Source organism: Sporosarcina sp. Marseille-Q4943 (assembly GCF_943736995.1).
Lineage (GTDB): Bacteria > Bacillota > Bacilli > Bacillales_A > Planococcaceae > Sporosarcina.
This window is the reverse complement of record NZ_OX031157.1, coordinates 623,497-647,591: the sequence shown is the minus strand read 5'-3', so window position 1 is coordinate 647,591 and position 24,095 is coordinate 623,497. Positions and strand designations below refer to the sequence as shown.

Genomic DNA, 24,095 nt, shown 5'->3' with positions numbered 1-24,095 from the left:
TCCAATTCAAAACTCCAATACTGAAGACGTGAAGAAATTCTACTTAGAAATTTATAATAATACAGTTGACTTTATATTTATGCATACGTATACTAATTTTAACGATAAAAGGGGTGGGGACATGAAGATAGGAATCATCGGTGCTTCCGGGTACGGTGGACTAGAATTGATCCGCTTATTGCATAATCACCCAGAAGTCGAACAACTCGATTTATTCACATCATCTGAGGAGGGGACTTTGTTTTCTAGCAAGTTTCCGCATACATCTACTCTGTATGATCAACCTCTTCTAAAAATCGATTATGCACAGCTGATCGGCTTTGACGTCGTATTTGCCAGTACGCCGGCCGGAGTGACGAGCCGATTGCTACCGCCACTTATCGGCAGTGGACCGAGACTGATAGATTTATCCGGAGATTTCAGGTTGAAGGATTTTGCTGAGTACGAACGTTGGTATAAGAAAACACCTGCACCAGCTGAAGCGGTGGAGCAAAGCGCATACGGATTGACGGAATGGAATTATGAAGAAATCCGGAATGCGCAGCTTATTGCGAACCCTGGATGCTATCCGACTGCAGTGCTTCTCTCATTATTGCCATTGATCAAAGAAAAGCTGATCGATGCATCAGCACTCATTATCGATGCAAAGAGCGGTGTGTCGGGAGCCGGGAACACTCCGGGACCGATGACTCATTTCAGTGAAACGAATGAAAACTTCTCCATCTATAAAATTCATGAGCACCAGCATATTCCGGAAATCGAACAAGGGATTGAACAGTTTGGCGGTCAAAAAACATCGGTGACATTTACAACGCATCTTGTTCCGATGACGAGGGGCATCATGGCTACAAGTTATGCACCAGTTAACGCCGGCGTTACGGAAGAGCAGCTTATCAGTTGTTTACAAGAAACATATGCGGGACGGCCTTTTGTGAGGATCATGAATGAATCGGTGAAATTTTGTACGAAGCAAGTGGCCGGTTCAAATTACTGTGATATTCATGTGAAAGTGGATCCACGAACGAGCCGGGCTACGATCGTATCGGTCATCGACAACTTGGTGAAAGGGGCTGCCGGGCAGGCGGTCCAAAATATGAATGTGCAATTTGGGTTGGATGAAACGACAGGTTTGACGCAAGTTCCATTATTCATTTAAGAGGAGGAATTGGTATGGCGGTAGCTGTTCAACAATTGAAACGCATCTCAGGAAAAAATATAGCAACACCTAAAGGGTTCAAAGCGGTCGGCATCCATTGCGGATTGAAGCATAAGAAATACGATTTGGCGGTATTGCTCAGTGAAGTTCCTGCGAGTGTGGCAGGTGTTTTCACGACGAACGCCATCCAAGCGGCCCCTCTTGTAGTGACAAAGGAAGTTGTACACCAAACCGGGCAAATGCAAGCGGTCATCATCAATTCAGGCAACGCAAATGCATGTACCGGGAAACAGGGCATGATTGATGCGCTCACAATGCAGGAAAAGGCGGCCGAACAATTCGGCATTGACCCGAACTTGGTCGGAGTTGCGTCAACAGGTGTCATTGGTGAGAAATTGAATATGGAGCCTTTGCTGAAAGGAATCAGTCAGCTCGAGCCGACAAGCACCCTTGAAGGTTCAATCCAATTTTCTCAAGCGATTTTGACGACAGATACCGTCATGAAAAACACGGCATACCGTACGGAAGTCGATGGCAAGGAAGTCATCATCGCGGGAACAGCGAAAGGTTCTGGAATGATCGAACCGAATATGGCAACAATGCTCGGCTTCATTACGACGGATGCCAACATCGACTCCGGTCATTTGCAGGGAGCGTTGAAGTCCGTGACCGATATGACATTCAATTCCATCACGGTCGATGGAGATACTTCGACGAACGACATGGTCCTCGTGCTAGCGAACGGCATGGCGGGCAATCAATCATTGTCTCCTGCCCATCCTGACTGGGGCTCATTCGTCCAAACATTGCACGCGGTCGCTCAAGATCTTGCAAAAATGATTGCAAAAGATGGGGAAGGGGCGACGAAGCTTATCGAAGTGGAAGTGGCTGGAGCTTTGACGGATGCCGAAGCGAGAATAATTGCCAAGACGGTCGTCGGATCTCCTCTCGTCAAAACGGCGGTATTCGGTTGCGATGCGAACTGGGGAAGGGTCATCGCAGCGGTTGGGTATAGCGGAGCGTCTGTCGATCCAGTAGGGATTACGATTAAAATTGGTGACACGACAGTTGTAACGGATGGCGAGCCGGTCAACTTCTCGGAGGAGGATCTGCTGCTTTATTTAAAGCAACCGGAAGTGAAGATCTTCGTTGGACTGAATAAAGGAAATGGGCATGGAATAGCATGGGGGTGCGATTTGACATATGACTACGTCCAAATCAATGCTTCATACCGATCGTAAGCGGATTGTCATTAAACTTGGGGGCAGCATGCTCGAAGGGTTGCAAAGCGGTTTTTTTAAGAAGTTTCAAGAAATGCAAAGTGAAGGCAAGGAAATCGTCATCGTCCATGGCGGCGGGCCTTCCATTAATGCGGCGTTGCAAAAGAATGCCATTGAGTCCAACATCATCAATGGAATACGCGTTACTTGTGAAAGGTCAATCTCCATCGTGAAAGATGTATTGATCGGTGACGTGAATCCATCACTCGTCCACCAATTGAATGGTGCAGACATCCATGCAGTTGGACTGAGTGGGTTCGACGGCAAGCTGCTAACTTGTACATTACTGGATGAAGAAAATTACGGTTTCGTCGGTGATATCCAAGCTGTGAATGATGGATTGCTCGAGAAGTTGTTCGCAGCTGGAATCGTTCCTGTCATATCTTGTATCGGTGCAACCGAATGTGGAAAGCCGCTCAATATTAATGCCGACACAGTCGCAAGCAAAGTTGCACTCGCGATTGGTGCAACGAGCCTCGTGTTTGTGTCGGATACACCGGGAATCAAGATTGGAAATGAAATTCAAACAGCCGTCTCGCCAGGGGATATAGTGAACTGGATTGAAGCCGGGGACATATACGGTGGGATGATACCGAAAGTGCATGCCGCAATGGACTGCTTGGATGCGGGTGTGCCATCCGTCCAAATCGTCGATCAGCATTTGGCAGGCACAACAATCGGACTGGAGGAGGTTTTCAGTTGAGTACGTTATTCAATAATTATGCACGACGACCGGTGCACCTTGTAAAAGGCGAGGGGACAGTCGTTGAAGATGCGAACGGCAAGAAGTACCTCGATTTCACAAGCGGCATCGCTGTCGTCAGCCTTGGTCATGCGCATCCGGCAATCGTCAAGGCGATCCAGGCTCAAAGCGAAAAGCTCTGGCATGTATCGAACTTATTCGAAAGCCCCGAGCAGAAAAAGCTCGCTGCCACTCTAATGAAAGACACGCATTTCTCACATAGCTTCTTCTGTAACAGCGGAGCGGAGGCGAACGAAGCGGCCATTAAACTTGCGAGGAAGCATTCGGGCAAAACGACGATCATTACTTTCGATCAATCATTCCATGGCCGTACATTCGGGGCGATGGCTGCAACGGGCCAGGAGAAAATAAAGCAGGGCTTCGGACCGATGCTTGAAACGTTCAAGACGGTTCCATTCAATGATCCGGCGAAACTGGAAGCTGCTATCGATGATGATGTGGCGGCCATCATGCTGGAAGTGATTCAGGGTGAAGGGGGCATTCATGCCGTCACGCCAGAATTTGCTTCCGCCATTTCGGACATTTGCAAGTCGAAAGGGATTTTATGCATTGTCGATGAAGTGCAGACAGGAATTGGAAGGACCGGTACACGTTATGCATACGAGCAGACAGGATTGAAACCGGATATACTGACGCTCGCCAAAGGATTGGGCGGGGGCTTCCCAATTGGAGCGATGCTCGGAACAGCAGAACTCTTCGATTCATTCGGTCCAGGGACGCACGGCACTACATTCGGCGGGAATCCGCTCGCTGTCGCAGTTGCTCAAACGGTAGTGGATCATGTTTTCGCAGAGGATTTCCTGAAGGATGTCCAAGAAAAATCTAATGCTTTGATTCGGAAATTGAATGAGTGCCTGCCACCTGAACGATTTGATATCCGGGGCAACGGATTGCTTATCGGAATCGATTGCAAGGAAGACGTCGCGCCTTTCATTCGCCAAGCGGAAGAAGCGGGACTGCTCGTTGTGCAGGCCGGTTCCAACGTAATCCGTATGCTGCCGCCATTAACTGTGACCGAAGAGGAAATCGATCAGGCCGTTACGATACTGACATCCATTTTGCTCGTGCCAACGACTATATAACTTTTTCATAGAATGAAAAACGGATCTCACGGAACAAGGAGATCCGTTTTTGCCGTCGTTCAGATAGAGCGCCCATTGTGGTATGCTCATAGGACATGTACATAATAAGGGAGACGACACGATGAAGCTTGAGGGAAATCAAAGCAACGTAACAATACATAGATTCGAGAATAAAACATGGTTATTAATAGTCGGCATCATTTTCATCGCATCAACCTTACGCTCACCTTTGACTTCTGTTGGACCGATTATCGGCCCAATACGAGATAGCCTAGGCATCTCAAATGTGCTGGCAGGCTTCTTGACGACAATTCCCTTGTTGGCGTTCGCTTTTATATCTCCGTTCGTACCGAAACTGTCAAAACGATTTGGCATGGAGTTGACTCTTTTCGTCGCTCTCTGTCTGCTGACGGTCGGGATTGTCATCCGCTCAGCAGGTTCTATTCTATTTTTAGTCGTCGGGACATTCCTGATCGGTGTCGCAATCGCGTTCGGTAATGTTTTATTGCCTGCTTTATTAAAATTAAGCTTTCCATTACATATCGGGGTAATGACAGGGATCTATTCGGTTGCTATGAATATTTCAGCGACGACCGCTTCGGGAATTAGCGCACCGATTGTCGTAAATACTGATTTCGGTTGGCAAGGAGCACTAGGGGTATGGGCTGCCTTGTCCATGCTGGCAGTCATCCTATGGTCGCCGCAGCTGAAAAACAAACGATCCGTGCAACCGAAACTTGACAAAACATCGGCGGAAAAGCCGAATTTCTTATGGCGTTCTCCGCTTGCTTGGGCAGTTACGTTTTTCATGGGGTTGCAGTCGTTGCTGTTTTACTGTACATCGGCATGGCTGCCCGAAATGCTCGTTTCTGAAGGAATGACAGTCGAGAAGGCGGGATGGATGCTTTCACTTTTACAAGTTGCACAATTACCGATGACGTTCATCATTCCGATCCTTGCAGGAAGAATGAAAGATCAGCGGATGCTCGTCATCGGCACTGCGGCATTATACTTGATCGGCTATGGCGGTGTTTACGCCGGGGAATTATCATTCGTTCCTTTATGGATGATCTTCATCGGTATTGCAGGCGGGGCATCGTTCGGATTGGCGATGATGTTTTTCACCTTGCGGACAGAGACGCATACAGAGGCTGCAGAGTTATCGGGCATGGCACAATCATCGGGTTACATGCTTGCAGCCACGGGCCCGGTGCTTTTTGGACTTCTTCATGACGTCACATCCTCTTGGAAAAGTCCGATGCTCATTTTACTCATCGGTTCACTGTTTTTCTTAATTTGTGGATTGAAGGCTGGAAGGGATGAAAAGGTGATTTCGTTAAATTAATGTAACTTTTACCAATGCACTCCGTCTGATTCATTGAATACTCGATATGAGGAGAGAGAGAACATGAAGAAAATCGGAGCAGTTGCATTAACAGCCTTATTGGCAGGAAGCGCATGGTATCCTTTTGCAGTTCAGGCGAACGAGGACGTGATTCAGATGGAAAATGAAGACGTGAAGGACGCTACGGATTTCGTGAGAGCGACAGGTATTATCACCGAAATTGAAAACAAGGAAAATGAACGTATGGTAACTGTCGAAAACGACCAAGGGCTCATAACGATTTTCCGTATCCAAGAAAAGACACTCCTATTCAATAGCGGTACAACTAATGAAATGAAACCGGCCGACTTGAAAAAGGATATGAAAGTGGAAGCTTACTATGATAAAAACAAGCCGATGATCTTGATTTATCCAGCGCAAATTACGCCCGAATTATTCATTGTCATCGATGAAGAAAAGCCTGGCAGTGTGAAAGTTGGTAAATTTGATAAAGACTTCCTAAGCGTGGACAAAGAATTAAAGCTGAATATAGGAGAAGAGACGGCAATCGAAAACCAGCAAGGCGAAAAAATTGAAAAGGCCGATTTGAAAGATAAAGAATTGGTCGTGTTTTACTCAATTACGACGAAAAGCTTGCCGCCACAAACACCTCCAACTAAAATCATTGCGCTCAATCCATTGACCGATGAGGAACAGGGAGAAGAGGCGGAGGAAGCTCCATCAGTTCCAGAGTCTGTTTTAGTCCTGATTGAAAACGACCATTATATGAAAGATGGCGTGAAGATGATTCCATTGCGCAAAGTTGCGGAAGAGCTCGGCTACTACGTACTATCACAGCCAGAAACGAATGGAGCGCTTCTCACGAAGGGGAATGTCACTTTTACCATCACGCGTGGAGAGAAAATGTACGGATACAATAAAAGCCTCCAACAATTCACCGTTGCACCCGAGTTGATCGGCGGTAATAAAACATACGTATCTGAAGACGTCCTTGAAATGCTCCTAGGAAATCAATAAGACGACAAAACCCGGAACCTGCTTGTCATAAGCAGTACTCCGGGCTTTTTTATGGAGATATACAGGGCGAGCTATATTGTACACACTTCTTTGTCAATCAGCTCATACACTGAAATATGATGGGGTAACGTCACTCACCCGAAAAAGGAAGTGTCTGAGTTGTATAAAAGGAATAATAATGAAAATGTCAATTCATCGTATACCCTAAACGATCTATTGAAAGGAAAAGATTTGGAGATCATCGCGGCATCACTTCTATTATTGGGCAAACTAAAAGTGGACTCTGTTGAACTTTACCGTAATAGCCCATCTGTTTCGGTAACATTAATCGGCGCTTTCCAAAATGACTCAAAAAATAATAATAAAATGGCTGATTTCTTAAATGAAAATGGGGATATTACAATCGATGAAATATTTGACGGGATTCAACAACGGATGAATAGAGGACAGGGGAGATAAGAATGTTAGATACAAAAACTTTTTCAGGGACTTCATTCATAAATATAGTCATCTTAATTATCTTATTGCTATTAATCATCTTTGGTTCGACTGACTTAAAAAATTTGACCGGTGCACCTTAACTTTAAAACAATAGTATCATCAGTGTATGAAAAGGGCTGCCAGACTTAACTTCAAAGTCATGGCAACCCTTTTCTATTACGACAAACGCTCTTTAAAGTCCTCATAGCCGAATTCTTTGATCACCTTCGGGCCATTCTCTACAGTATTCAACACGATGGCAGGTAGTTCCATGCCATTGAATGTGTTGTTCTTCACCATGGAATAGTGGGCCATGTCGCAGAAGACAAGCTTATCGCCAGGCATCAACGGCTGATCGAACGAGTAATCTCCGATGACATCCCCCGCAAGGCATGTCGGTCCGCCGAACCGATATGTGATCGCTTTTTCATTCGGCAGCCCCGCACCGACGATTTCGGGACGGTACGGCATTTCTAGAACGTCGGGCATATGGCAGGAAGCCGAAGTATCCAAAATGGCAAGCGGCATACCGTTATGCAACGTATCCAACACAGTGGAGACGAGGAAACCAGTGTTCAAGGCGATTGCTTCACCCGGCTCCAAATAGACATCAAGGCCGTATTTTTCTTTCATGAACAAGATGGATTCGATCAGTGTTTCAATATCATAATCAGGACGTGTAATATGATGGCCGCCTCCGAAATTGATCCACTTCATGTCTTTCAAATACTTGCCGAACTTTTCATCGACGACTTGAATTGTCCGCGCAAGCGTGTCGGAATTCTGCTCGCACATCGTATGGAAATGCAAGCCGCTAATCCCTTCCAGCTCATCCGGTTCGAAATTTTCAAGCGTCACGCCGAAACGTGAAAATGTGAAGCATGGATTATACATATCGACTTCAATCTCCGAGTACTCGGGATTGATCCGAATGCCGCATTCAATCGGCTTCGGGTAGTTTTTCACTTTATCTCTGAAACGTCTCCATTGATCAAATGAGTTGAACACGAGATGATCGGAGTACGAAAGGATTTCTTCAAAATCAGCTTCTGAAAAGGCAGGGGAGTACGTATGCACTTCTTTCCCCATCTCTTCGTATCCTAACTTAGCTTCCAATAATCCGCTTGACGTCACGCCGTCCAAATATTGCCCGATAAGCGGATAGACGGAAAACATCGAAAAGCCCTTTTGGGCCAAAAGAATTTTACAGCCTGTCCTATCGATCACCGACTTCAGCAGTTCAAGGTTTTTAATCAACAGCTTTTCGTCAACTACATACGAAGGGGAGGGGACTGCATGTGGATCGAAATTCAAATTCATTTGTTGCACGCCTCCTATCAATCGATCAGCTCTGGGTTGAAATCTTCCTGCCAAGGCAGACCGTATTCGTTCAATGCTTCCATGAATGGATCCGGATTGAACTCCTCAACGTTATAAACGCCAGGCTTTTTCCATTCGCCTTTCAGCAAGAGCATCGCGCCGATCATCGCTGGCACGCCAGTCGTATAGGAAATCGCTTGGGAACCGACTTCGCGATAGCATTCCTGGTGGTCGGATACGTTATAGACGTAATACGTTTTCTCCTCACCATCTTTCGTTCCTTGGAAAATACATCCGATGTTTGTTTTTCCTTTTGTACGTGGCCCGAGGGAAGCAGGATCTGGAAGAACTGCCTTCAGGAATTGCAATGGAACGATTTCTTGACCTTCGAAATTGATCGGCTCAATCGATGTCATGCCAACATTTTCAAGCACTTTCAAGTGGGTCAAGTAGTTTTGAGAGAACGTCATCCAGAAACGGATTTTCTTAATGCCTTTTATATTTTGTGCAAGTGATTCCAACTCTTCGTGATAGAGAAGGTAAACATCTTTAGGACCGATTTCAGGCAGATCGTATACGCGTTTTTCGGAAAGTGGCGGAGTTTCGATGAACTCACCGTTTTCCCAGTAGCGGCCGTTAGCCGTTATTTCACGGATATTGATTTCCGGGTTGAAGTTTGTTGCGAATGGATAGCCATGGTCTCCCGCATTAGCGTCCACAATATCAATTTGATGGATTTCGTCGAAATAATGCTTTTGCGCATAAGCGGAGAAGACGCCAGTTACACCTGGGTCGAAGCCGCAGCCGAGAATTGCAGTAAGTCCAGCTTCCTCGAACTTCTCGCGATAAGCCCATTGCCATTTATATTCGAATTTCGCTGTATCGAGTGGCTCGTAGTTCGCTGTATCCAAGTAGTGGACACCAGTTGCAAGGCACGCATCCATGATCGTCAAGTCTTGGTACGGCAATGCGACATTGATGACGATGTCCGGCTTGAAGCTGTTGATCAGTTCAACCAACTCATCAACATTGTCTGCATCCACTTGCGCTGTTTGGATTTTTGTGCGGCCGCCATCAAGCTTTTCCTTCAACGCATCACATTTCGATTTTGTACGGCTCGCGATGCAAATTTCTTCAAATACATCAGGTACTTGTACACATTTATGCACAACTACACTTGCTACTCCACCTGCTCCAATGATTAACGCTTTACCCAATCAAAACACCACCAAGTATTATTTTTGTACTGCTAATAAAAGTTCACGAAGTACTTTACAAGCTACTGCTGTCGAAACTCCACTTTGATCATAGATCGGCGACAGTTCGTTGACATCGCAGGCAACTATATTGAGGCCGCTGACTGTCAAAATCGCTTGCAATAGCTCCATGAAACTGACGCCGCCAGCTTCAGGAGTGCCTGTTCCAGGGAAGACCGAAGGATCCAGTACATCCAAATCGATTGTCAGATAAACCGGTTTCCCTTGTAATCTTTCAACGACATCTTCCAATCCATTAAAATTGAATTTGTTTGTGAAAACCCGATCCTTGCCCCATTCAAACTCGCTCCGGTCTCCCGAACGGATACCGAATTGGAAGATTCGATCATCTCCTACAATGTCCCATACACGATGGATGACAGTTGCATGCGATAGTTTTTCATCGAGGTAATCGTCCCGTAAATCCGCATGGGCATCAAATTGGATAATATGCAGGTCAGGATATTGTTCTGCAACAGCTCGGACAGCTCCGAGAGTCACTAAGTGCTCGCCGCCAATCATGCATGGGAGCTTTCCTGCCTGGACGATTTTCCTCGTATACTCCTCAATTTGGTCTAAAGCCTTTACCGTGTTCCCGAAACTTAATTCAAGATCTCCACCGTCATAGACGGGGATGTCTTCTAGATCTTTATCTTGATAAGGACTGTACGTCTCAATACCAAATGATTCACCGCGCATCACCTTGCTTGCGAAGCGTGTTCCAGGACGGTATGAAGTGGTCGAATCGAAAGGTGCCCCGAAAACGACGATGCCCGCTTCTTCAAATTCATTGTCACATCCGATGAACGTTTCAATATTTTTATTCAACATCTTCCAATTGCTCCTTTACGTAGTTCGGCAATGCAAACGAGCCGACGTGGATGTCGGTGTTGTAATACTTCGTTTGCAAGCCGAGCCGATTCCAAGCATCTGCATCCAAATCATTGATAGGATCATATTTTTTGGAGGCGAATCCGAACAGCCAATGTCCCGAAGGATAAGTCGGAATGTGCAACTGGTACACTTTGCATACCGGGAAAAACCCGATAATCCGCTTATGCGCCCGTTGCATACCGAGCGCATCTTCTTCGTAAAAAGGGCTTTCGTGTTGATTGACAAGGATGCCTTCATCGTTCAACGCCTTATAGCAGTTGCCGTAAAACTCCCTTGTGAATAAGCCCTCTCCCGGTCCGAAAGGGTCCGTAGAGTCGACGATGATTAAATCGTACTCATCATTGCGCGAACGGACGAATTTCAAGCCGTCCTCGAAATGGAGATGTACACGCGGATCGTCGAGTTTACTCGCAGTTTGGGGGATGAATTCCCGGCACACGTCGACGACCTTTTCATCGATTTCAACCATATCAATATGCTCGATTGAATCATATTTCGTCAGTTCACGGATTGTGCCGCCGTCACCAGCTCCGATGACGAGCACTTTCTTAATGCCGGGATTGGTTGCCATCGGTACGTGTGTGATCATATCGTGATAAATGAATTCATCCTTTTCAGTGACCATGACGTATCCGTCCAATGTGAGAACGCGGCCGAATTCAGCTGTTTCTAGCACATCGATTTTCTGGAACTCGCTTTTCCCGGTGTACAGATGTTCAATGACCTTCATCGAAAATTGGACATTCGGCGAGTGATTTTCCTTAAACCATAAGTTCATTGCTCAGCCTCCTTCAAGACATTGATATGCTCGATCTTACTATCTTCCGTACCTGTCATGAAGCTTCCTTTATCTTTGCAATACTGGATGTATTGAAGAATTTCGGGGGTGATCCGTTCACCCGGAGCCAAAATCGGTATGCCAGGTGGGTAGGCCATGACGAACTCGCTTGCAATCCGGCCGGCACTGTCGTTGATAGGAAGAGTCTCCTTGGGCGCATAAAACGCTCTTTGGGGCGTATAAACGACTTGTGGTGTAATGTATTCATGATCGAACAATCCACTTTTGTCCTTGCTGTAGCGCCTTTTAATTTCGGCGAGTGCCGAGACGAGCCGTTCGAGATCTAAACGGCGGTCTCCGACTGATATGTAAGCCAGAATGTTGCCGATGTCTCCGAACTCGATTTGAATGTCATATTCATCCCGCAGGATGTCATACACTTCGACGCCAGCCAATCCTAATTCCAGGGTATGGACGGAAAGCTTTGTCGTATCGAAATCGAAAATCGTATCGCCGTTTTTCAACTCCTCCGAAAAAGCATAGTATCCGTCGATCTTGTTGATTTCATCTCGGGTGTACTGCGCCATCTCCCCGACTTTCCGGAAGATTTCCTGGCCGTTTAGGGCGAGGTTTTTCCTCGATATGTCGAGGGAGGAGAGGAGCAAATACGAACCGCTCGTCGTTTGTGTCAAATTGATAATTTGTCTCGTGTAACCTTCACTCACATCGTTATTAATCAACAACAATGAACTTTGGGTCAATGAACCGCCTGATTTATGCATGCTGACAGAAGCCATATCAGCCCCGACCGACATTGCAGAAGCAGGCAGGTCGTCACTGAAATAAAAGTGCGTTCCATGTGCTTCGTCAACAAGGACGAGCATTCCATGTCGATGGGCAAGATCTGTGATTGCCTGCATATTCGAACAGATTCCGTAATACGTCGGGTTGTTGATGAGAATCGCTTTTGCATCTGGATGCTCAAGGATTGCTCTCTCAACGTCTTTCACGGACATTCCTAAAGGAATCCCGAGTTCATTGTTAACACCCGGATTGACATAGACAGGGACAGCTCCGCTTAGGATGAGTGCATTGATAGCACTTCGGTGCACATTCCGGGGCATGATGATCTTTTCGCCTGCCTTGCATGCTGTCATCACCATCGCTTGGACGGCTGAAGTCGTTCCATTCACCATGAAAAAGGCATGCTTCGCTCCGAACGCTTCAGCTGCAAGCTCCTCGGCTTCCCGGATGACAGAAACAGGGTGAATCAAATTATCCAATGGCTTCATAGAGTTGACATCCACTGTCATGCAATTCTCACCTAAAAAAGCGGTCAGTTCCTCGTTTCCTCTGCCACGTTTATGGCCGGGGACATCAAAAGGAACGACCCGCATCTTCTTGTAATTGTTTAGAGCCTCCATAATCGGGGCTTTCTCTTGTGAAAGAATGTTCACCACCGTCCTCTCACTCTTCGTATATGTTGGAACCGCTGAAAATTTCAATCATCTCTTTACGTAAATTGTTTGTGATATTCAGCCTTTCTTTCGGAGGGATTTCGTACACATCCGTATTGAAAAGGTAATTTTGTAAATTGATGTCTTTGATCAGCAGCTTTGTATGGAATATATTTGATTGATATACATTGACATCGATGGCATCATATTTTTGCAACGTCTCACTGTCGATATAATCTTGGATCGACGTCATCTTATGGTCCATAAATAACTTCTTCCCTCTATCATCCCGAGTAAACCCGCGTACGCGATAATCTGTCGTGATAATGTCCGAATCGAAGCTGCCAATTAGGTAATCCAATGCGTTCAATGGGGAAATTTCACCGCAAGTCGATACTTCGATATCGACACGGAAAGTGGCGATTGAATTATCCGGGTGATATTCAGGATACGTATGGACGGTGACATGGCTTTTGTCCAAATGACCAACAACCGAATCCCGGGTCTTCAAAATGTCAATTGCCCCCCGATTGCAAGATTCATCGATCAGCGCGACTGGAAGTGTCTCCTCTGTAATAAGGATGGTGACACTTGCGCCTTGCGGATCATAATCTTGTTTGCTCACATTTAACACATGGGCTCCGATGATTTCCGTGACATGATAGAGAATGTTCGTCAATCGTTCGGAATTGTACTGCTCATCGATATAGGCAATATAATCTTTTTGCTCCCGCTCACTTTTTGCATAGCTCACATCATAGATGTTGAAGCTAAGTGTTTTGGTGAGGTTGTTAAAGCCGTATAACTTCAGCTTATTTTCCAACCCGAATATCACTCCTTTTTTCGACAAAATCGGGAAAATCATTTTAATTATAGAGTAAAAAACTACCTAGTCAAGATAAATTATTTCCGTTTTGCGCTACGGTCAAACAACCTATATAGTAGTACGTAAATAAAGGAGTTAGTGTGCATTTAACGTTAGTATAACTTTGGCACAATATCAAGTAATTGCACCATTCAGAAATATAGGAGGGAGGATACAGAATGTACGAACAAAAAACGAAAGAAACAGACGCGAGTGTTATTGAATTCATTGAAGCTGTAGACAGTTCGAAAAAACGGGAGGACGCTTACCGTTTGTTGGACATCTTCACCGAAACGACCGGCTATGAGGCAAAAATGTGGGGGCCGAGCATCATCGGCTTCGGATCGTACCATTATGTCTATAAAACCGGGCATGAAGGGGACGCACCGTTAGTCGGTTTCTCGCCCCGTAAGGCGAAAATAAGCCTCTACTTCGCTCCGGGGGACACCGAGCGTGAAGCACTCCTCGCCAAATTCGGAAAGCATACTACCGGAAAAGCGTGCGTGTACATTAATAAAGTGGACGATATCGATATCGAAGTGTTGCAACAGCTCATCAACCAATCAATCATATTTCTAAGAAAAACATATCCAGAAAACTGATGCAGGCGTCACTTAAGACTGTAGACAAAGCATTTTTTTCTTTGTCTACAGTCTTTTTAGAGTTTGTAGGAATGAATAGGTGTCTCCTTCAGCTTGGCTTGAAAACGCTTGCCAGACAAGGCGCGAAGTCGAGCGAAGACCCGAATAGAACTATAGTTCATGATGGGACGAGCGAGGCGAGCAACGCAGTATGCGAGCGTTTGTCAACAAGCTGAGGCGGCTAAACGAGTATATTCGTTTAGCCGCTTGTTTTGTAAGGCTCATTTTACAGAGCTTCCCCGCATACAATGATTGAAACCAGGCCCTGAATGGAGGGAAATGAATGGACATTTTACGTAAGTTGGAACATTTCCGTGAAGAAGAGAGCAAGTTGAAGTGGGAAGGTACCTTCGCCGATTACTTAGACATCTTAAGGGAACGTAAAGAAGTCGCGCAAACGGCACATTCGAGAGTGTATGAAATGATCAAGAGCCATGGTGAAACGAAAGAAAACGGTTATACAAAATTCCGCTTTTTCGAAAATGAAATTTACGGTCTTGAGGATACAATTGAGCGGCTTGTGAACGAATACTTTCATCCAGCAGCAAAACGGCTCGATGTACGAAAGAGGATCCTACTACTCATGGGTCCCGTAAGCGGTGGTAAATCGACTATTGTCACACTGTTGAAAAGAGGATTGGAGCAATTTTCAAGGACGGATGAAGGTGCTGTCTATGCCATTAAAGGATGTCCGATGCATGAAGATCCATTACATTTGATTCCGGACTATTTACGTGATGATTTCTACAAAGAATTTGGGATTCGGATTGAAGGTAGCCTCTCGCCGTTAAATACGATGCGCCTCGAAAAAGAATATGACGGACGGATTGAAGACGTCCTCGTTGAGAGAATCTTTTTCTCGGAAGATAAGCGGGTGGGAATCGGAACATTCACACCTTCTGATCCGAAATCCCAAGATATTGCAGATTTGACCGGAAGCATCGACTTTTCGACAATTGCCGAATACGGCTCCGAATCCGATCCCCGCGCTTATCGTTTCGACGGCGAGTTAAACAAGGCGAACCGTGGAATGATGGAATTCCAGGAAATGTTGAAGCTCGATGAAAAGTTCCTATGGCATCTATTATCACTTACGCAAGAAGGGAACTTCAAAGCGGGCAGATTTGCCTTGATCAGTGCGGACGAATTGATCGTCGCGCATACGAATGAAACTGAATATCGAGCCTTCATTTCCAATAAAAAGAACGAGGCCCTACATTCAAGAATCATTGTCATGCCGATTCCTTATAACTTGAAAGTGAGCCAGGAAGAGAAAATCTATGAAAAAATGATACGTGAAAGCGATATGGCGCATGTGCATATCGCCCCGCATGCCCTCCGAGTCGCCGCCATCTTCTCCGTATTGACGCGCTTGAAAATATCGAAGAAGCAAGGCATCGATATCGTGAAGAAAATGCGGTTGTATGACGGCGAAAATGTGGAAGGCTTCAATAGTGCCGACTTGGAAGAGCTGAAAAAGGAATTCCCGAATGAAGGCATGGACGGCATCGATCCGAGATATGTCATCAACCGGATTTCGTCGGCAATCATCCGGAAAGAAGTGGATGCCATCAATGCACTCGATGTACTTCGTTCCTTAAAAGAAGGGTTGGATCAGCATGCTTCCATTTCCAAGGACGATAAAGAAGAATACTTGAATTATATATCGATTGCGCGCAAAGAATTCGATGATATTGCGAAGAAGGAAGTTCAAAAGGCATTCGTCTATTCCTATGAAGAGTCTGCCCGGACATTGATGGATAATTACTTGGATAATGTCGAAGCATTTTGCAATAAACATAAGCTGAAAGATCCTCTTACTGGCGAAGAGATGAATCCGGACGAGAAGCTGATGCGCTCGATTGAAGAGCAGATCGGAATCTCTGAAAACGCGAAGAGGACTTTCCGCGAAGAAATTCTCATCCGTATTTCCGCCTATGCAAGGAAAGGCAAACGGTTCGATTACAAATCCCATGAGCGGCTTCGTGAGGCAATCCAGAAGAAATTATTTGCCGACTTGAAGGATGTTGTCAAAATTACAACTTCATCGGCGATGCCTGACGAGACACACTTGAAAAAAATAAACGAAGTCGTCGCAAGGCTCATTGATGAATATGGCTATAATTCCATTTCGGCAAATGAATTGTTACGGTACGTCGGCAGTCTTTTGAACCGGTAATCGAATCCACCCATATCAAGAACCGCCAGTCGTTGCATATAATAAAAAAATGAGTGGACTGGAGTAGGTGAATAGAAATGCAAGAAGAGCAGAGCGAATCTTTTGTCGTCTCCCAGGAAAACTGGTCGCTTCACCGAAAAGGATATCAGGATCAGAAACGTCATCTGGATAAAGTTAAGAAAGCGATCCACAACAATTTGCCCGAATTGATCAGTGAAGAAAGCATTGTCATGTCGGATGGCAAGGACGTCATAAAAATCCCGATACGATCATTGGATGAATACAAAATCCGTTATAACCATAGCAAGTCGAAGCATGTCGGCCAAGGTGGCGGGGATAGTCAGGTGGGGGACATTGTCGCGAGTGATGGCAGCCAAAGTGCTGGAAAAGGCAAACAGGCAGGCGATAAGCCGGGCCAGGATTACTATGAAGCGGAAGTGTCGATAGCAGAGATCGAAGAGACATTATTCAAAGAGCTTGAACTGCCGAATCTAGAAAAAAGGGAACAAGCGGAAATTACTGAAGAGGACATTCAGTTCAATGACATACGGAAGAAAGGGCTCCTCGGCAATATTGATAAAAAGAGGACGATCATCGCAGCATTCAAACGGAATGCAATGGAAGGCAATGCAGAAATCATGCCGATCTATAATGATGATCTTCGTTTCAAGACGTGGGATGAAGTCGTAAAGCCGCAATCGAAAGCGGTCGTGCTCATGATGATGGATACGAGCGCTTCGATGGGCAATTTTGAAAAATATATGGCGAGAAGCTTCTACTTCTGGATGACGAAGTTTTTGCGGACGAAATATGAAAAAGTGGATATCGAATTCATTGCCCATCATACAATTGCGAAAGTCGTATCGGAAGTCGACTTTTTCTCGAAGGGGGAGAGCGGGGGGACGATTTGCTCGACTGCCTATGAAAAAGCGCTCGAGCTCATTACCCAAAAATATAATCCGTCCCGCTATAATATTTATCCTTTCCATTTCTCGGATGGGGAAAATATGTCTTCGGATAACGGAAAATGCATGTCGTTAGTAGAGCAGCTCATGGAAGTATCGAATATGTTCGGCTACGGGGAAGTGAATGCACATAGCAGATATTCCACGTTAATGAATACGTATCAAAAAATCGACGATCCGAAATTCCGTCATTATGTTCTGAAGGAAAACAAGGATGTCTACTACGCATTGAAAAGGTTCTTCCATAAACAGCTGGAGGGATCCGTATGACACAGCACAAGGCACTTCAATATGCTGTGGAAGAAATTACGGAGATTGCCAAAGGTTTCGGGTTGGATTTCTACCCGATGCGCTACGAAATCTGTCCGGCGGATATCATCTATACATTTGGTGCATATGGAATGCCGACACGGTTTTCACATTGGAGCTTCGGCAAACAGTTCCATAAAATGAAGCTGCAATACGATTTGGGCCTCAGCCAAATATACGAGCTCGTCATCAATTCCAATCCTTGCTATGCATTCCTACTTGAAAGCAATACATTAATCCAAAACAAGCTGATCATCGCACATGTCCTGGCCCATTGCGATTTCTTCAAAAATAATGCCCGGTTCGCGAATACAAGACGGGACATGGTCGAAAGCATGACAGCAACCGCTGAACGGATCGCCCAATATGAAATGGTTTATGGTAACGAAGAGGTTGAACGCTTTTTAGACGCAGTGCTCGCAATCCAGGAGCATATCGACCCTTCACTTGTCAGATGGCGTCATGGGAATGAAGAAGTGGAGCAAGAAGACAATGTGCCGTTGATCCGGAAAACGGAATACGATGATTTATGGGGAATGGACCATAAGAAGCTGAAACCGCCGACGGAAACGAAACGGAAAAAGACGCCTGCCTCCCCTGAGAAGGATATATTGCTGTTCATTTTGGAAAACAGTCGGGAATTGGAAGAATGGCAAAGAGACATTCTGACAATGATCCGTGAAGAGATGCTTTATTTCTGGCCGCAAATGGAAACGAAGATCATGAATGAAGGATGGGCGACGTACTGGCACCAGCGGATTTTAAGGGAAATGGATCTGACAACCGACGAAACGATCGAGTTCGCAAAATTGAACGCGAATGTCATCCAGCCTTCCAGAACGTCAATCAATCCATATTATTTAGGACTGAAGATCTTTGAGGATATCGAGCGGCGGTACGATCATCCGACGGAAGAGATGATTGAATTAGGGGTGAAGCCCGGTTCCGGCAGGGAGAAAATGTTCGAAGTGAGGGAGATGGACTCCGACATTTCGTTCATCCGGAACTACTTGACGAAAGAGCTCGTTCAAAGGGAAGACATGTATATATTCGAGAAAAAAGGAAGTCATTATAAAATTACGGATAAGGAATATCGGAACGTGCAAGACCGCCTCATTGCGCAGCGGGTGAACGGGGGCTTCCCTTATATTGTCGTACATGACGGGGATTACGTTCGAAACGGGGAGCTCTACTTGGTGCATAAATACGAAGAGACGGAGTTGGATGTGCCGTATTTGGAAAACGTCCTCCCGTATATCCACCAACTATGGGGTCGCATCGTTCATTTGGAGACGTACGTGGATAATAAGCAAGTCGTGTTTTCATACGATGGAAAAAAAGTTCACCGCAGATTTGCTTGAATCGGGCCGTCACATTGAAATGGCAATGTGGCGGTTTTTCGCTGTACTTCAGTAGGCCTAAAGTCATTAAATGACGATAAGTTCCGGGAAATGAACGATAACTTTTGGGAAATGATCGATATCTTTGTTGAAAGATAAATGCGGAAGACTATTTGTAAAATTAATACTATTACTTCTCTATTTACTGTAAACTATATTTAATAGTGTCCGAGGGGGAATGACATGAGAATCAGAGAGGCTGTACAAGGTGATGCAGAAGGAATTGCACGTGTCCACGTCGATAGCTGGAGGACAACTTACAAAGGGATTGTTTCCGAGTCCGTTCTTCAAGACTTATCGTACGAACAGCGTGCCGAAAATTGGCGCAGAGGCATTGGGAAAAATGCATTATATGTTGCTGAAAGCGAAAGTGGCAAAATTGTCGGTTTTGCTACAGGAGGCAAAGAACGCACGGGCAAATACGACGCAGATGGGGAGTTATATGCAATTTATTTACTGCATGAAGTTCAAGGCCAGGGGATTGGTAAGAAACTGATGCAAGCAAATGCACAAAACCTGAAAGAACAAGGATTTACTTCGATGCTAGTATGGGTGCTTGAACAAAATACATCAAAAAAGTTCTATGAATCACTTGGCGGACAACCTATTGATGAGGCGTTGATCGATATAGGGGGAGAAGAATTTAAGGAGATTGCTTATTTCTGGGACAGTCTCGATGCGATAGGAGAAAGGGGTTGAGAAGGTGATTCTTCACACATCCGTTTACGGAGAAGGACACCCAGTAATCTTCTTGCATACCGGACTTCAAACTGGGGAAACGGATTTCGTATACCAACGTAAACAGCTACAAGAAACGTATAAAGTCGTCCTTCCCGATTTGCGGGGGCATGGCAAATCTATGATTGAAGAATTGGATATCCATAGCTACTTTGAAGACACGGCCAACGACTTGCTCGAAACTATGCTCCATTTGAACATCCAACAGGCACATATTGTCGGGTGCTCATTAGGAGCGCTAGTCGGACTAGTATTTGCGAAGAGATTTCCGGATTACGTCAAAAGCCTCACGTTATCGGGCATCATGCCTCAGAAACCAGTTAATTGGAATGAATTAAGAAAAGCTGATATGGCAATGCAATACGGAATATTAGAAAACGTGGAGGCAGTTCAATACTTTAATTCAATCCATCAGTCAGACTGGAAGGATTTTTTGAGGAAATCAATCGAGCAAGATTGGTATCCATTTCACGAGACTGAAACTGTAGAAGAGCTTCGTTGCAGGACGCTTCTTATAGTCGGTGAGGAAAAGGAGCATGAATTGCTTGGTACAACCCTCTATCCAAAACAAAACGAGAAGATCCGTATTGCCGTCGTACCGTATGCGGGACACTTAGTGCATAGTGAGCAACCGGTAATTTACACAAAAATCCTTGAGCTATTTTTAAATGAAAGTAGATAACCTACATGAACATACCTATTTCATTTCAAGAAAAAATCATCAACTGTTTTGGAGAGCAAGGGGATGTGTGGTTACAATCGTTGGAGTGCAAAGTGAACAGCATTGCGGAAAACTGGGGTTTGACACTGGAAAGCCCCGTCACGAATCTTTCCTATAACTACGTCGTACACGTTACCGACCAAAACAACGACCCATACATATTGAAGATGGGAGTGCCGGGATTCGATTTTACAAACGAAATTCGGACAGTGCAGCACTACGACGGACAAGGGTGTGCGGTGCTCGTAAAAGCTGATGCCGAACAGGGGGCTATGCTACTCGAAAAGCTGCAACCCGGAACAATGCTTAGTACAGAAACAGACGAAGAAGTTGTCATTCAAAACTTTTGTCACGTTTGGAAACAAATTCGACGACCGTTGCCGATAGACGGCGACTTTCCAACGGTCCTTGACTGGGCAACTGCATTTACGAAATATCAGGGCAATTTCAAAGAAAACGACGGTCCGATTCCAAATGAATGGGTCAAGACGGCAAATGACTACTTGCATGAAATTCAGCATTCATCAGCAGACAACGAACTGCTGCATGGCGACCTGCACCATGAGAATATATTATTTTCAAGCGAAAGAGGCTGGCTTGCGATCGATCCGAAAGGTGTTGCCGGCAGTCCGTACTTTGACGTCGTTTCATTCCTCATCAATCACCTATTCACAAAGCCGAATCCAGAAGTATTGTTGAAGAAGCGAGTGGACCTGCTCAGTGATTCTTTGGACTTGGACCGCGAAAAACTGTTAAAAGCTGCCGTTTCGATGTCGACTTTGTATGCTTGCTGGGGAGTTGATGACAAGGATCCTGATTGGGATAAAACCTATCAATGTACAAAATGGTTCGAGAAATTACTAGAAGAAATCTAGTAAAATGCTTGTCATCACTTGGACGAATGAATCAATTCATATCCTCTTGCATAACATAGCTTGAGGAGTGATGAGATTTGGAACGACCGTCATACCGGGGAAGCTTCAAACCATGGATTTCCCCCCTTGACCCGTGTCCGCCCATTAGGGTGAAGAAGTTTGTACTGCCACCTCAACTGTTCATCAATTTTCAACCACCAGGACTGCCACAGTTCACACCCGAGCAGGCGCTCCGCCATGGAACACTTTGGCCGATACTTGCAGATGGATTTTCTCGGGAGGAGGGTATTTCGTGAATGCATTCGATGAAGAACGTCAAATGATGCAACGCGTGCAGGAGGCCGATTTTGTCGTCGTCGAACTGACGCTGTACACGAATACGCATCCCGATGACCAAGAAGCATTGGACCAATGGAGAGCAGCCATTAAAGAGGCCGCCCGCCTCAGACGTCAATATGAAAATCGATACGGACCCCTTTCACTCTATTCCATACCTTCCGAACAGGCAATCGAATCAGGCTGGCGTTGGAATCAACCACCGTGGCCATGGCAAAAGTGAAAGGGGGAGACTGAATGTGGGTCTATGAAAAAAAGCTTTTATATCCAGTTGAAGTGACGACGTGTAATCCGAAATTGGCTAGGTATATCATGGAGCAATACGGCGGAGCGGACGGCGAGCTCGCAGCAGCCCTACGCTATATGAATCAGCGGTACACCGTTCCTGACAAAGTGATCGGCGTGTTGAATGACATTGCTACTGAAGAGTTCTCCCACTTGGAAATGCTAGCAACGATGATATATAAACTAACGAAAGATGCCACACCACAACAATTGGAAGAGGCCGGCCTAGCAGGGCATTTCGCTAACCACGGCCATGCACTTTTCTATGAGAATGCGAACGGCGTCCCATTCACATCGACATACATTCAAGCGAAAGGCGATCCGATCGCTGATTTGTATGAGGATATTGCTGCGGAAGAGAAAGCGCGGGCGACATACCAATGGCTCATTGACCTTTCAGATGACCCGGGGTTAACCGATGCACTGAGATTCCTCCGGGAAAGGGAGAATGTCCATTCCTTGCGGTTCCGCGAATCTGTCCAGATTCTAATGGAAGAAAGAGATCGAAAGAAGATATTTTAGAATTAGAACCTGTATCTCTGCGGAGGTACAGGTTTTTTGATTTCTCAATTTTCATTAACTGTCAGATAGGGTAGTGAATAAGTAAATGAATCTTATAGCCATACTATCCGTATAAGTAAGTAGATGAAAAGTGAGGAAGGTGATCCAGATGAGTCAACGATGGATGTCGGACGAGCAGTTTGACAAAATCTTCGAAGAGAAATCATCGGAAATCAACGAACAATTGGAAAGTGAAATACTGATCGCCATGATTGGTGATGTGAATGCCGGCAAATCTTCGACGATCAATCGTCTAATGGGAGATGAGGTGGCGCAAGTCGGTGCGAAGCCAGGAGAAACGCAGGAAATTAAGAGATTCAGTTATAAAGAAAAGATCATCTTCGTCGATACACCTGGACTGGACGATATTTATAGTGATCATTCCGAAGAAACGATGAAATTTTATAAGCAGGCGGATTTGGTCTTATTCTTTTTAAATGCGGCAGGGACGGTATTATCAGATACGGAACTCAAATCATTAAAGAAGATCGCTAAAGTGAACAAAGATATCATTCTTGTATTGAACAAAATAGATGCCGCTGAGGACATACCGAGCCTCGTGAAATATGTGCAAGACCATACAGGTTACGAATATCCTGTCACACCGATTTCCTCCCGGACGGGGGAAAATATCGGCATGTTGCAAAAAGAAGTGCTCACATTATTGGAAACCAAAAAAAAAGATATATTAATGGCCGCAAACATGGCCGATAAATCTGCGGTCGCCAATCGTTGGATCCTTGCAGCAGGAGCATCCGCTGCTACAATCGGAGCCGTTCCGATCCCTGGATCCGACTTCGTACCGTTAACTGCATTGCAAGTCAGTCTCATGTTGAAACTCTCAACCTTGTACGGCAAACCAATTTCAAAAGATAATGCAAAAGAATTAATTATCGCGACGATTGTCGGAAATATAGGAAAGACGGTTTTTAGGCAAATCGTGAAGTTAGTTCCTGGTGCCGGCATGGTCGCGGGAGCAAGTGTAGCCGGTGCAATGACAATCGCGTTAGGACATGCAATTAAGTATGCGCATGAAAATGATATCGAGTTGACACCGAAATCTTTGAAACCGATTTATCAACAGTTCCTGAAAAAGGCCAACAAAAAATAGGGGAAAATAGTACTCTTTTAACGGACATAGTTTGTTCAAAAATCTACTCTTGGATTTCTTATCTAGCAAGCCTGTAAAAGAGGTAAAAAATGGGTAAAATTAGTTTAAAAGATTCAATTTATTGTTGTCATTACAGGATTCTTCTATTCTTTTAAAAAAAATTTTAGGTGGATAAAATCCCTCTATATCAAGTGTTAGGATGATATTTTGGTTTTATATCCAATTAATTCCTCTATCATTTTATAAAAATATGATTAATAATGTGAGTCGAGGGTATATGT

24 protein-coding genes are annotated in these 24,095 nt (G+C 45.1%); 18 read left to right on the top strand and 6 right to left on the bottom strand.

All coding sequences use genetic code 11. From position 1 onward, the window contains the following. Window positions 1-121: 121 nt before the first annotated feature. The 7 genes from argC (at window position 122) to NIT04_RS12060 (ending at window position 7,102) form a co-directional block, all read left to right on the top strand. The gene (gene argC, locus NIT04_RS12090) at window positions 122-1,156 is read left to right on the top strand and encodes an N-acetyl-gamma-glutamyl-phosphate reductase (RefSeq protein ID WP_252503850.1); all 1,035 of its coding nucleotides are present in this window, start codon (window positions 122-124) and stop codon (window positions 1,154-1,156) included. A 14-nt stretch (window positions 1,157-1,170) separates the two neighbouring features. After that, window positions 1,171-2,397 carry a bifunctional ornithine acetyltransferase/N-acetylglutamate synthase gene (argJ, locus tag NIT04_RS12085; protein WP_252503849.1) on the top strand — a complete coding sequence of 409 codons (1,227 nt, stop codon included), beginning with the start codon at window positions 1,171-1,173 and terminating at the stop codon, window positions 2,395-2,397. Then, on the top strand, window positions 2,360-3,139 hold the full coding sequence (argB, locus tag NIT04_RS12080) for an acetylglutamate kinase (RefSeq protein ID WP_252503848.1): 780 nt from the start codon (window positions 2,360-2,362) through the stop codon (window positions 3,137-3,139). The genes argJ and argB overlap by 38 nt, the downstream gene beginning before the upstream one ends. Then, window positions 3,136-4,281 carry an acetylornithine transaminase gene (locus NIT04_RS12075; protein ID WP_252503847.1) on the top strand — a complete coding sequence of 382 codons (1,146 nt, stop codon included), beginning with the start codon at window positions 3,136-3,138 and terminating at the stop codon, window positions 4,279-4,281. Before argB ends, NIT04_RS12075 begins: the two co-directional genes overlap by 4 nt. A 121-nt stretch (window positions 4,282-4,402) precedes the next feature. Further along, window positions 4,403-5,626, top strand: a complete 1,224-nt coding sequence (locus NIT04_RS12070) for an MFS transporter (protein ID WP_252503846.1) — start codon at window positions 4,403-4,405, stop codon at window positions 5,624-5,626. Window positions 5,627-5,689: 63 nt separating this feature from the next. Beyond that, window positions 5,690-6,643: a stalk domain-containing protein gene (locus tag NIT04_RS12065; RefSeq protein ID WP_252503845.1), complete on the top strand. Its 954-nt coding sequence runs from the start codon at window positions 5,690-5,692 to the stop codon at window positions 6,641-6,643. A gap of 159 nt (window positions 6,644-6,802) precedes the next feature. Next, entirely contained in the window at window positions 6,803-7,102 is a 300-nt protein-coding gene (locus NIT04_RS12060; protein WP_252503844.1) for a hypothetical protein, read from the top strand. A 198-nt stretch (window positions 7,103-7,300) separates the two neighbouring features. Here NIT04_RS12060 and nspC read toward each other — a convergent pair whose 3' ends face one another. Genes nspC through speD form a run of 6 tightly spaced genes read right to left on the bottom strand, consistent with a single transcriptional unit; the run spans window position 7,301 to window position 13,651 of the window. Continuing rightward, on the bottom strand, window positions 7,301-8,443 hold the full coding sequence (nspC, locus tag NIT04_RS12055; protein WP_252503843.1) for a carboxynorspermidine decarboxylase: 1,143 nt from the start codon (window positions 8,441-8,443) through the stop codon (window positions 7,301-7,303). A gap of 17 nt (window positions 8,444-8,460) precedes the next feature. After that, window positions 8,461-9,660, bottom strand: a complete 1,200-nt coding sequence (locus tag NIT04_RS12050) for a saccharopine dehydrogenase family protein (RefSeq protein WP_252503842.1) — start codon at window positions 9,658-9,660, stop codon at window positions 8,461-8,463. Window positions 9,661-9,678: 18 nt separating this feature from the next. Beyond that, window positions 9,679-10,530 (bottom strand): agmatinase, encoded by an 852-nt coding sequence (gene speB, locus NIT04_RS12045; RefSeq protein WP_252503841.1) that lies wholly within the window; start codon window positions 10,528-10,530, stop codon window positions 9,679-9,681. Beyond that, window positions 10,520-11,371: a polyamine aminopropyltransferase gene (gene speE / locus NIT04_RS12040; protein WP_252503840.1), complete on the bottom strand. Its 852-nt coding sequence runs from the start codon at window positions 11,369-11,371 to the stop codon at window positions 10,520-10,522. Before speE ends, speB begins: the two co-directional genes overlap by 11 nt. Then, window positions 11,368-12,795, bottom strand: coding sequence for an aminotransferase class I/II-fold pyridoxal phosphate-dependent enzyme (locus tag NIT04_RS12035; RefSeq protein WP_252505095.1), 1,428 nt, complete (start codon window positions 12,793-12,795; stop codon window positions 11,368-11,370). The genes speE and NIT04_RS12035 overlap by 4 nt, the downstream gene beginning before the upstream one ends. 43 nt (window positions 12,796-12,838) lie before the next feature. After that, the gene (gene speD, locus NIT04_RS12030) at window positions 12,839-13,651 is read right to left on the bottom strand and encodes an adenosylmethionine decarboxylase (protein ID WP_252503839.1); all 813 of its coding nucleotides are present in this window, start codon (window positions 13,649-13,651) and stop codon (window positions 12,839-12,841) included. 221 nt (window positions 13,652-13,872) lie between these two features. Between speD and NIT04_RS12025 the strand changes: the two genes are divergently transcribed. The 11 genes from NIT04_RS12025 (at window position 13,873) to NIT04_RS11975 (ending at window position 23,814) form a co-directional block, all read left to right on the top strand. Then, window positions 13,873-14,295: a DUF1801 domain-containing protein gene (locus NIT04_RS12025; RefSeq protein WP_252503838.1), complete on the top strand. Its 423-nt coding sequence runs from the start codon at window positions 13,873-13,875 to the stop codon at window positions 14,293-14,295. Between the two features lie 322 nt (window positions 14,296-14,617). Continuing rightward, the gene (locus NIT04_RS12020; protein ID WP_252503837.1) at window positions 14,618-16,513 is read left to right on the top strand and encodes a PrkA family serine protein kinase; all 1,896 of its coding nucleotides are present in this window, start codon (window positions 14,618-14,620) and stop codon (window positions 16,511-16,513) included. A gap of 77 nt (window positions 16,514-16,590) precedes the next feature. After that, window positions 16,591-17,748 (top strand): sporulation protein YhbH, encoded by a 1,158-nt coding sequence (gene yhbH / locus NIT04_RS12015; protein ID WP_252503836.1) that lies wholly within the window; start codon window positions 16,591-16,593, stop codon window positions 17,746-17,748. After that, entirely contained in the window at window positions 17,745-19,148 is a 1,404-nt protein-coding gene (locus NIT04_RS12010) for a SpoVR family protein (protein ID WP_371922542.1), read from the top strand. Before yhbH ends, NIT04_RS12010 begins: the two co-directional genes overlap by 4 nt. Window positions 19,149-19,370: 222 nt before the next feature. Further along, window positions 19,371-19,886 (top strand): GNAT family N-acetyltransferase, encoded by a 516-nt coding sequence (locus NIT04_RS12005; protein ID WP_252503835.1) that lies wholly within the window; start codon window positions 19,371-19,373, stop codon window positions 19,884-19,886. A 4-nt stretch (window positions 19,887-19,890) separates the two neighbouring features. Then, window positions 19,891-20,607 (top strand): alpha/beta fold hydrolase, encoded by a 717-nt coding sequence (locus NIT04_RS12000; RefSeq protein WP_252503834.1) that lies wholly within the window; start codon window positions 19,891-19,893, stop codon window positions 20,605-20,607. Between the two features lie 5 nt (window positions 20,608-20,612). Then, entirely contained in the window at window positions 20,613-21,521 is a 909-nt protein-coding gene (locus tag NIT04_RS11995) for an aminoglycoside phosphotransferase family protein (RefSeq protein WP_252503833.1), read from the top strand. Between the two features lie 77 nt (window positions 21,522-21,598). Further along, on the top strand, window positions 21,599-21,817 hold the full coding sequence (locus NIT04_RS11990) for a spore coat associated protein CotJA (protein ID WP_252503832.1): 219 nt from the start codon (window positions 21,599-21,601) through the stop codon (window positions 21,815-21,817). After that, on the top strand, window positions 21,814-22,080 hold the full coding sequence (locus NIT04_RS11985; RefSeq protein WP_252503831.1) for a spore coat protein CotJB: 267 nt from the start codon (window positions 21,814-21,816) through the stop codon (window positions 22,078-22,080). Before NIT04_RS11990 ends, NIT04_RS11985 begins: the two co-directional genes overlap by 4 nt. Before the next feature lie 14 nt (window positions 22,081-22,094). Next, window positions 22,095-22,664 carry a manganese catalase family protein gene (locus NIT04_RS11980; RefSeq protein WP_252503830.1) on the top strand — a complete coding sequence of 190 codons (570 nt, stop codon included), beginning with the start codon at window positions 22,095-22,097 and terminating at the stop codon, window positions 22,662-22,664. Between the two features lie 148 nt (window positions 22,665-22,812). Then, window positions 22,813-23,814, top strand: coding sequence for a GTPase (locus NIT04_RS11975; protein WP_252503829.1), 1,002 nt, complete (start codon window positions 22,813-22,815; stop codon window positions 23,812-23,814). Window positions 23,815-24,095: the final 281 nt, after the last annotated feature.

What these genes read in the sequence shown, in the direction of transcription:
- argC (WP_252503850.1), top strand. Translation starts at nt 122, where the DNA reads ATGAAGATAGGAATCATCGGTGCTTCCGGGTACGGTGGACTAGAATTG.
- argJ (WP_252503849.1), top strand. Translation starts at nt 1,171, where the DNA reads ATGGCGGTAGCTGTTCAACAATTGAAACGCATCTCAGGAAAAAATATA.
- argB (WP_252503848.1), top strand. Translation starts at nt 2,360, where the DNA reads ATGACTACGTCCAAATCAATGCTTCATACCGATCGTAAGCGGATTGTC.
- NIT04_RS12070 (WP_252503846.1), top strand. Translation starts at nt 4,403, where the DNA reads ATGAAGCTTGAGGGAAATCAAAGCAACGTAACAATACATAGATTCGAG.
- NIT04_RS12065 (WP_252503845.1), top strand. Translation starts at nt 5,690, where the DNA reads ATGAAGAAAATCGGAGCAGTTGCATTAACAGCCTTATTGGCAGGAAGC.
- nspC (WP_252503843.1), bottom strand. Translation starts at nt 8,443, where the DNA reads ATGAATTTGAATTTCGATCCACATGCAGTCCCCTCCCCTTCGTATGTA.
- speB (WP_252503841.1), bottom strand. Translation starts at nt 10,530, where the DNA reads ATGTTGAATAAAAATATTGAAACGTTCATCGGATGTGACAATGAATTT.
- speE (WP_252503840.1), bottom strand. Translation starts at nt 11,371, where the DNA reads ATGAACTTATGGTTTAAGGAAAATCACTCGCCGAATGTCCAATTTTCG.
- NIT04_RS12035 (WP_252505095.1), bottom strand. Translation starts at nt 12,795, where the DNA reads ATGGAGGCTCTAAACAATTACAAGAAGATGCGGGTCGTTCCTTTTGAT.
- NIT04_RS12025 (WP_252503838.1), top strand. Translation starts at nt 13,873, where the DNA reads ATGTACGAACAAAAAACGAAAGAAACAGACGCGAGTGTTATTGAATTC.
- NIT04_RS12020 (WP_252503837.1), top strand. Translation starts at nt 14,618, where the DNA reads ATGGACATTTTACGTAAGTTGGAACATTTCCGTGAAGAAGAGAGCAAG.
- yhbH (WP_252503836.1), top strand. Translation starts at nt 16,591, where the DNA reads ATGCAAGAAGAGCAGAGCGAATCTTTTGTCGTCTCCCAGGAAAACTGG.
- NIT04_RS12010 (WP_371922542.1), top strand. Translation starts at nt 17,745, where the DNA reads ATGACACAGCACAAGGCACTTCAATATGCTGTGGAAGAAATTACGGAG.
- NIT04_RS12005 (WP_252503835.1), top strand. Translation starts at nt 19,371, where the DNA reads ATGAGAATCAGAGAGGCTGTACAAGGTGATGCAGAAGGAATTGCACGT.
- NIT04_RS11995 (WP_252503833.1), top strand. Translation starts at nt 20,613, where the DNA reads ATGAACATACCTATTTCATTTCAAGAAAAAATCATCAACTGTTTTGGA.
- NIT04_RS11980 (WP_252503830.1), top strand. Translation starts at nt 22,095, where the DNA reads ATGTGGGTCTATGAAAAAAAGCTTTTATATCCAGTTGAAGTGACGACG.
- NIT04_RS11975 (WP_252503829.1), top strand. Translation starts at nt 22,813, where the DNA reads ATGAGTCAACGATGGATGTCGGACGAGCAGTTTGACAAAATCTTCGAA.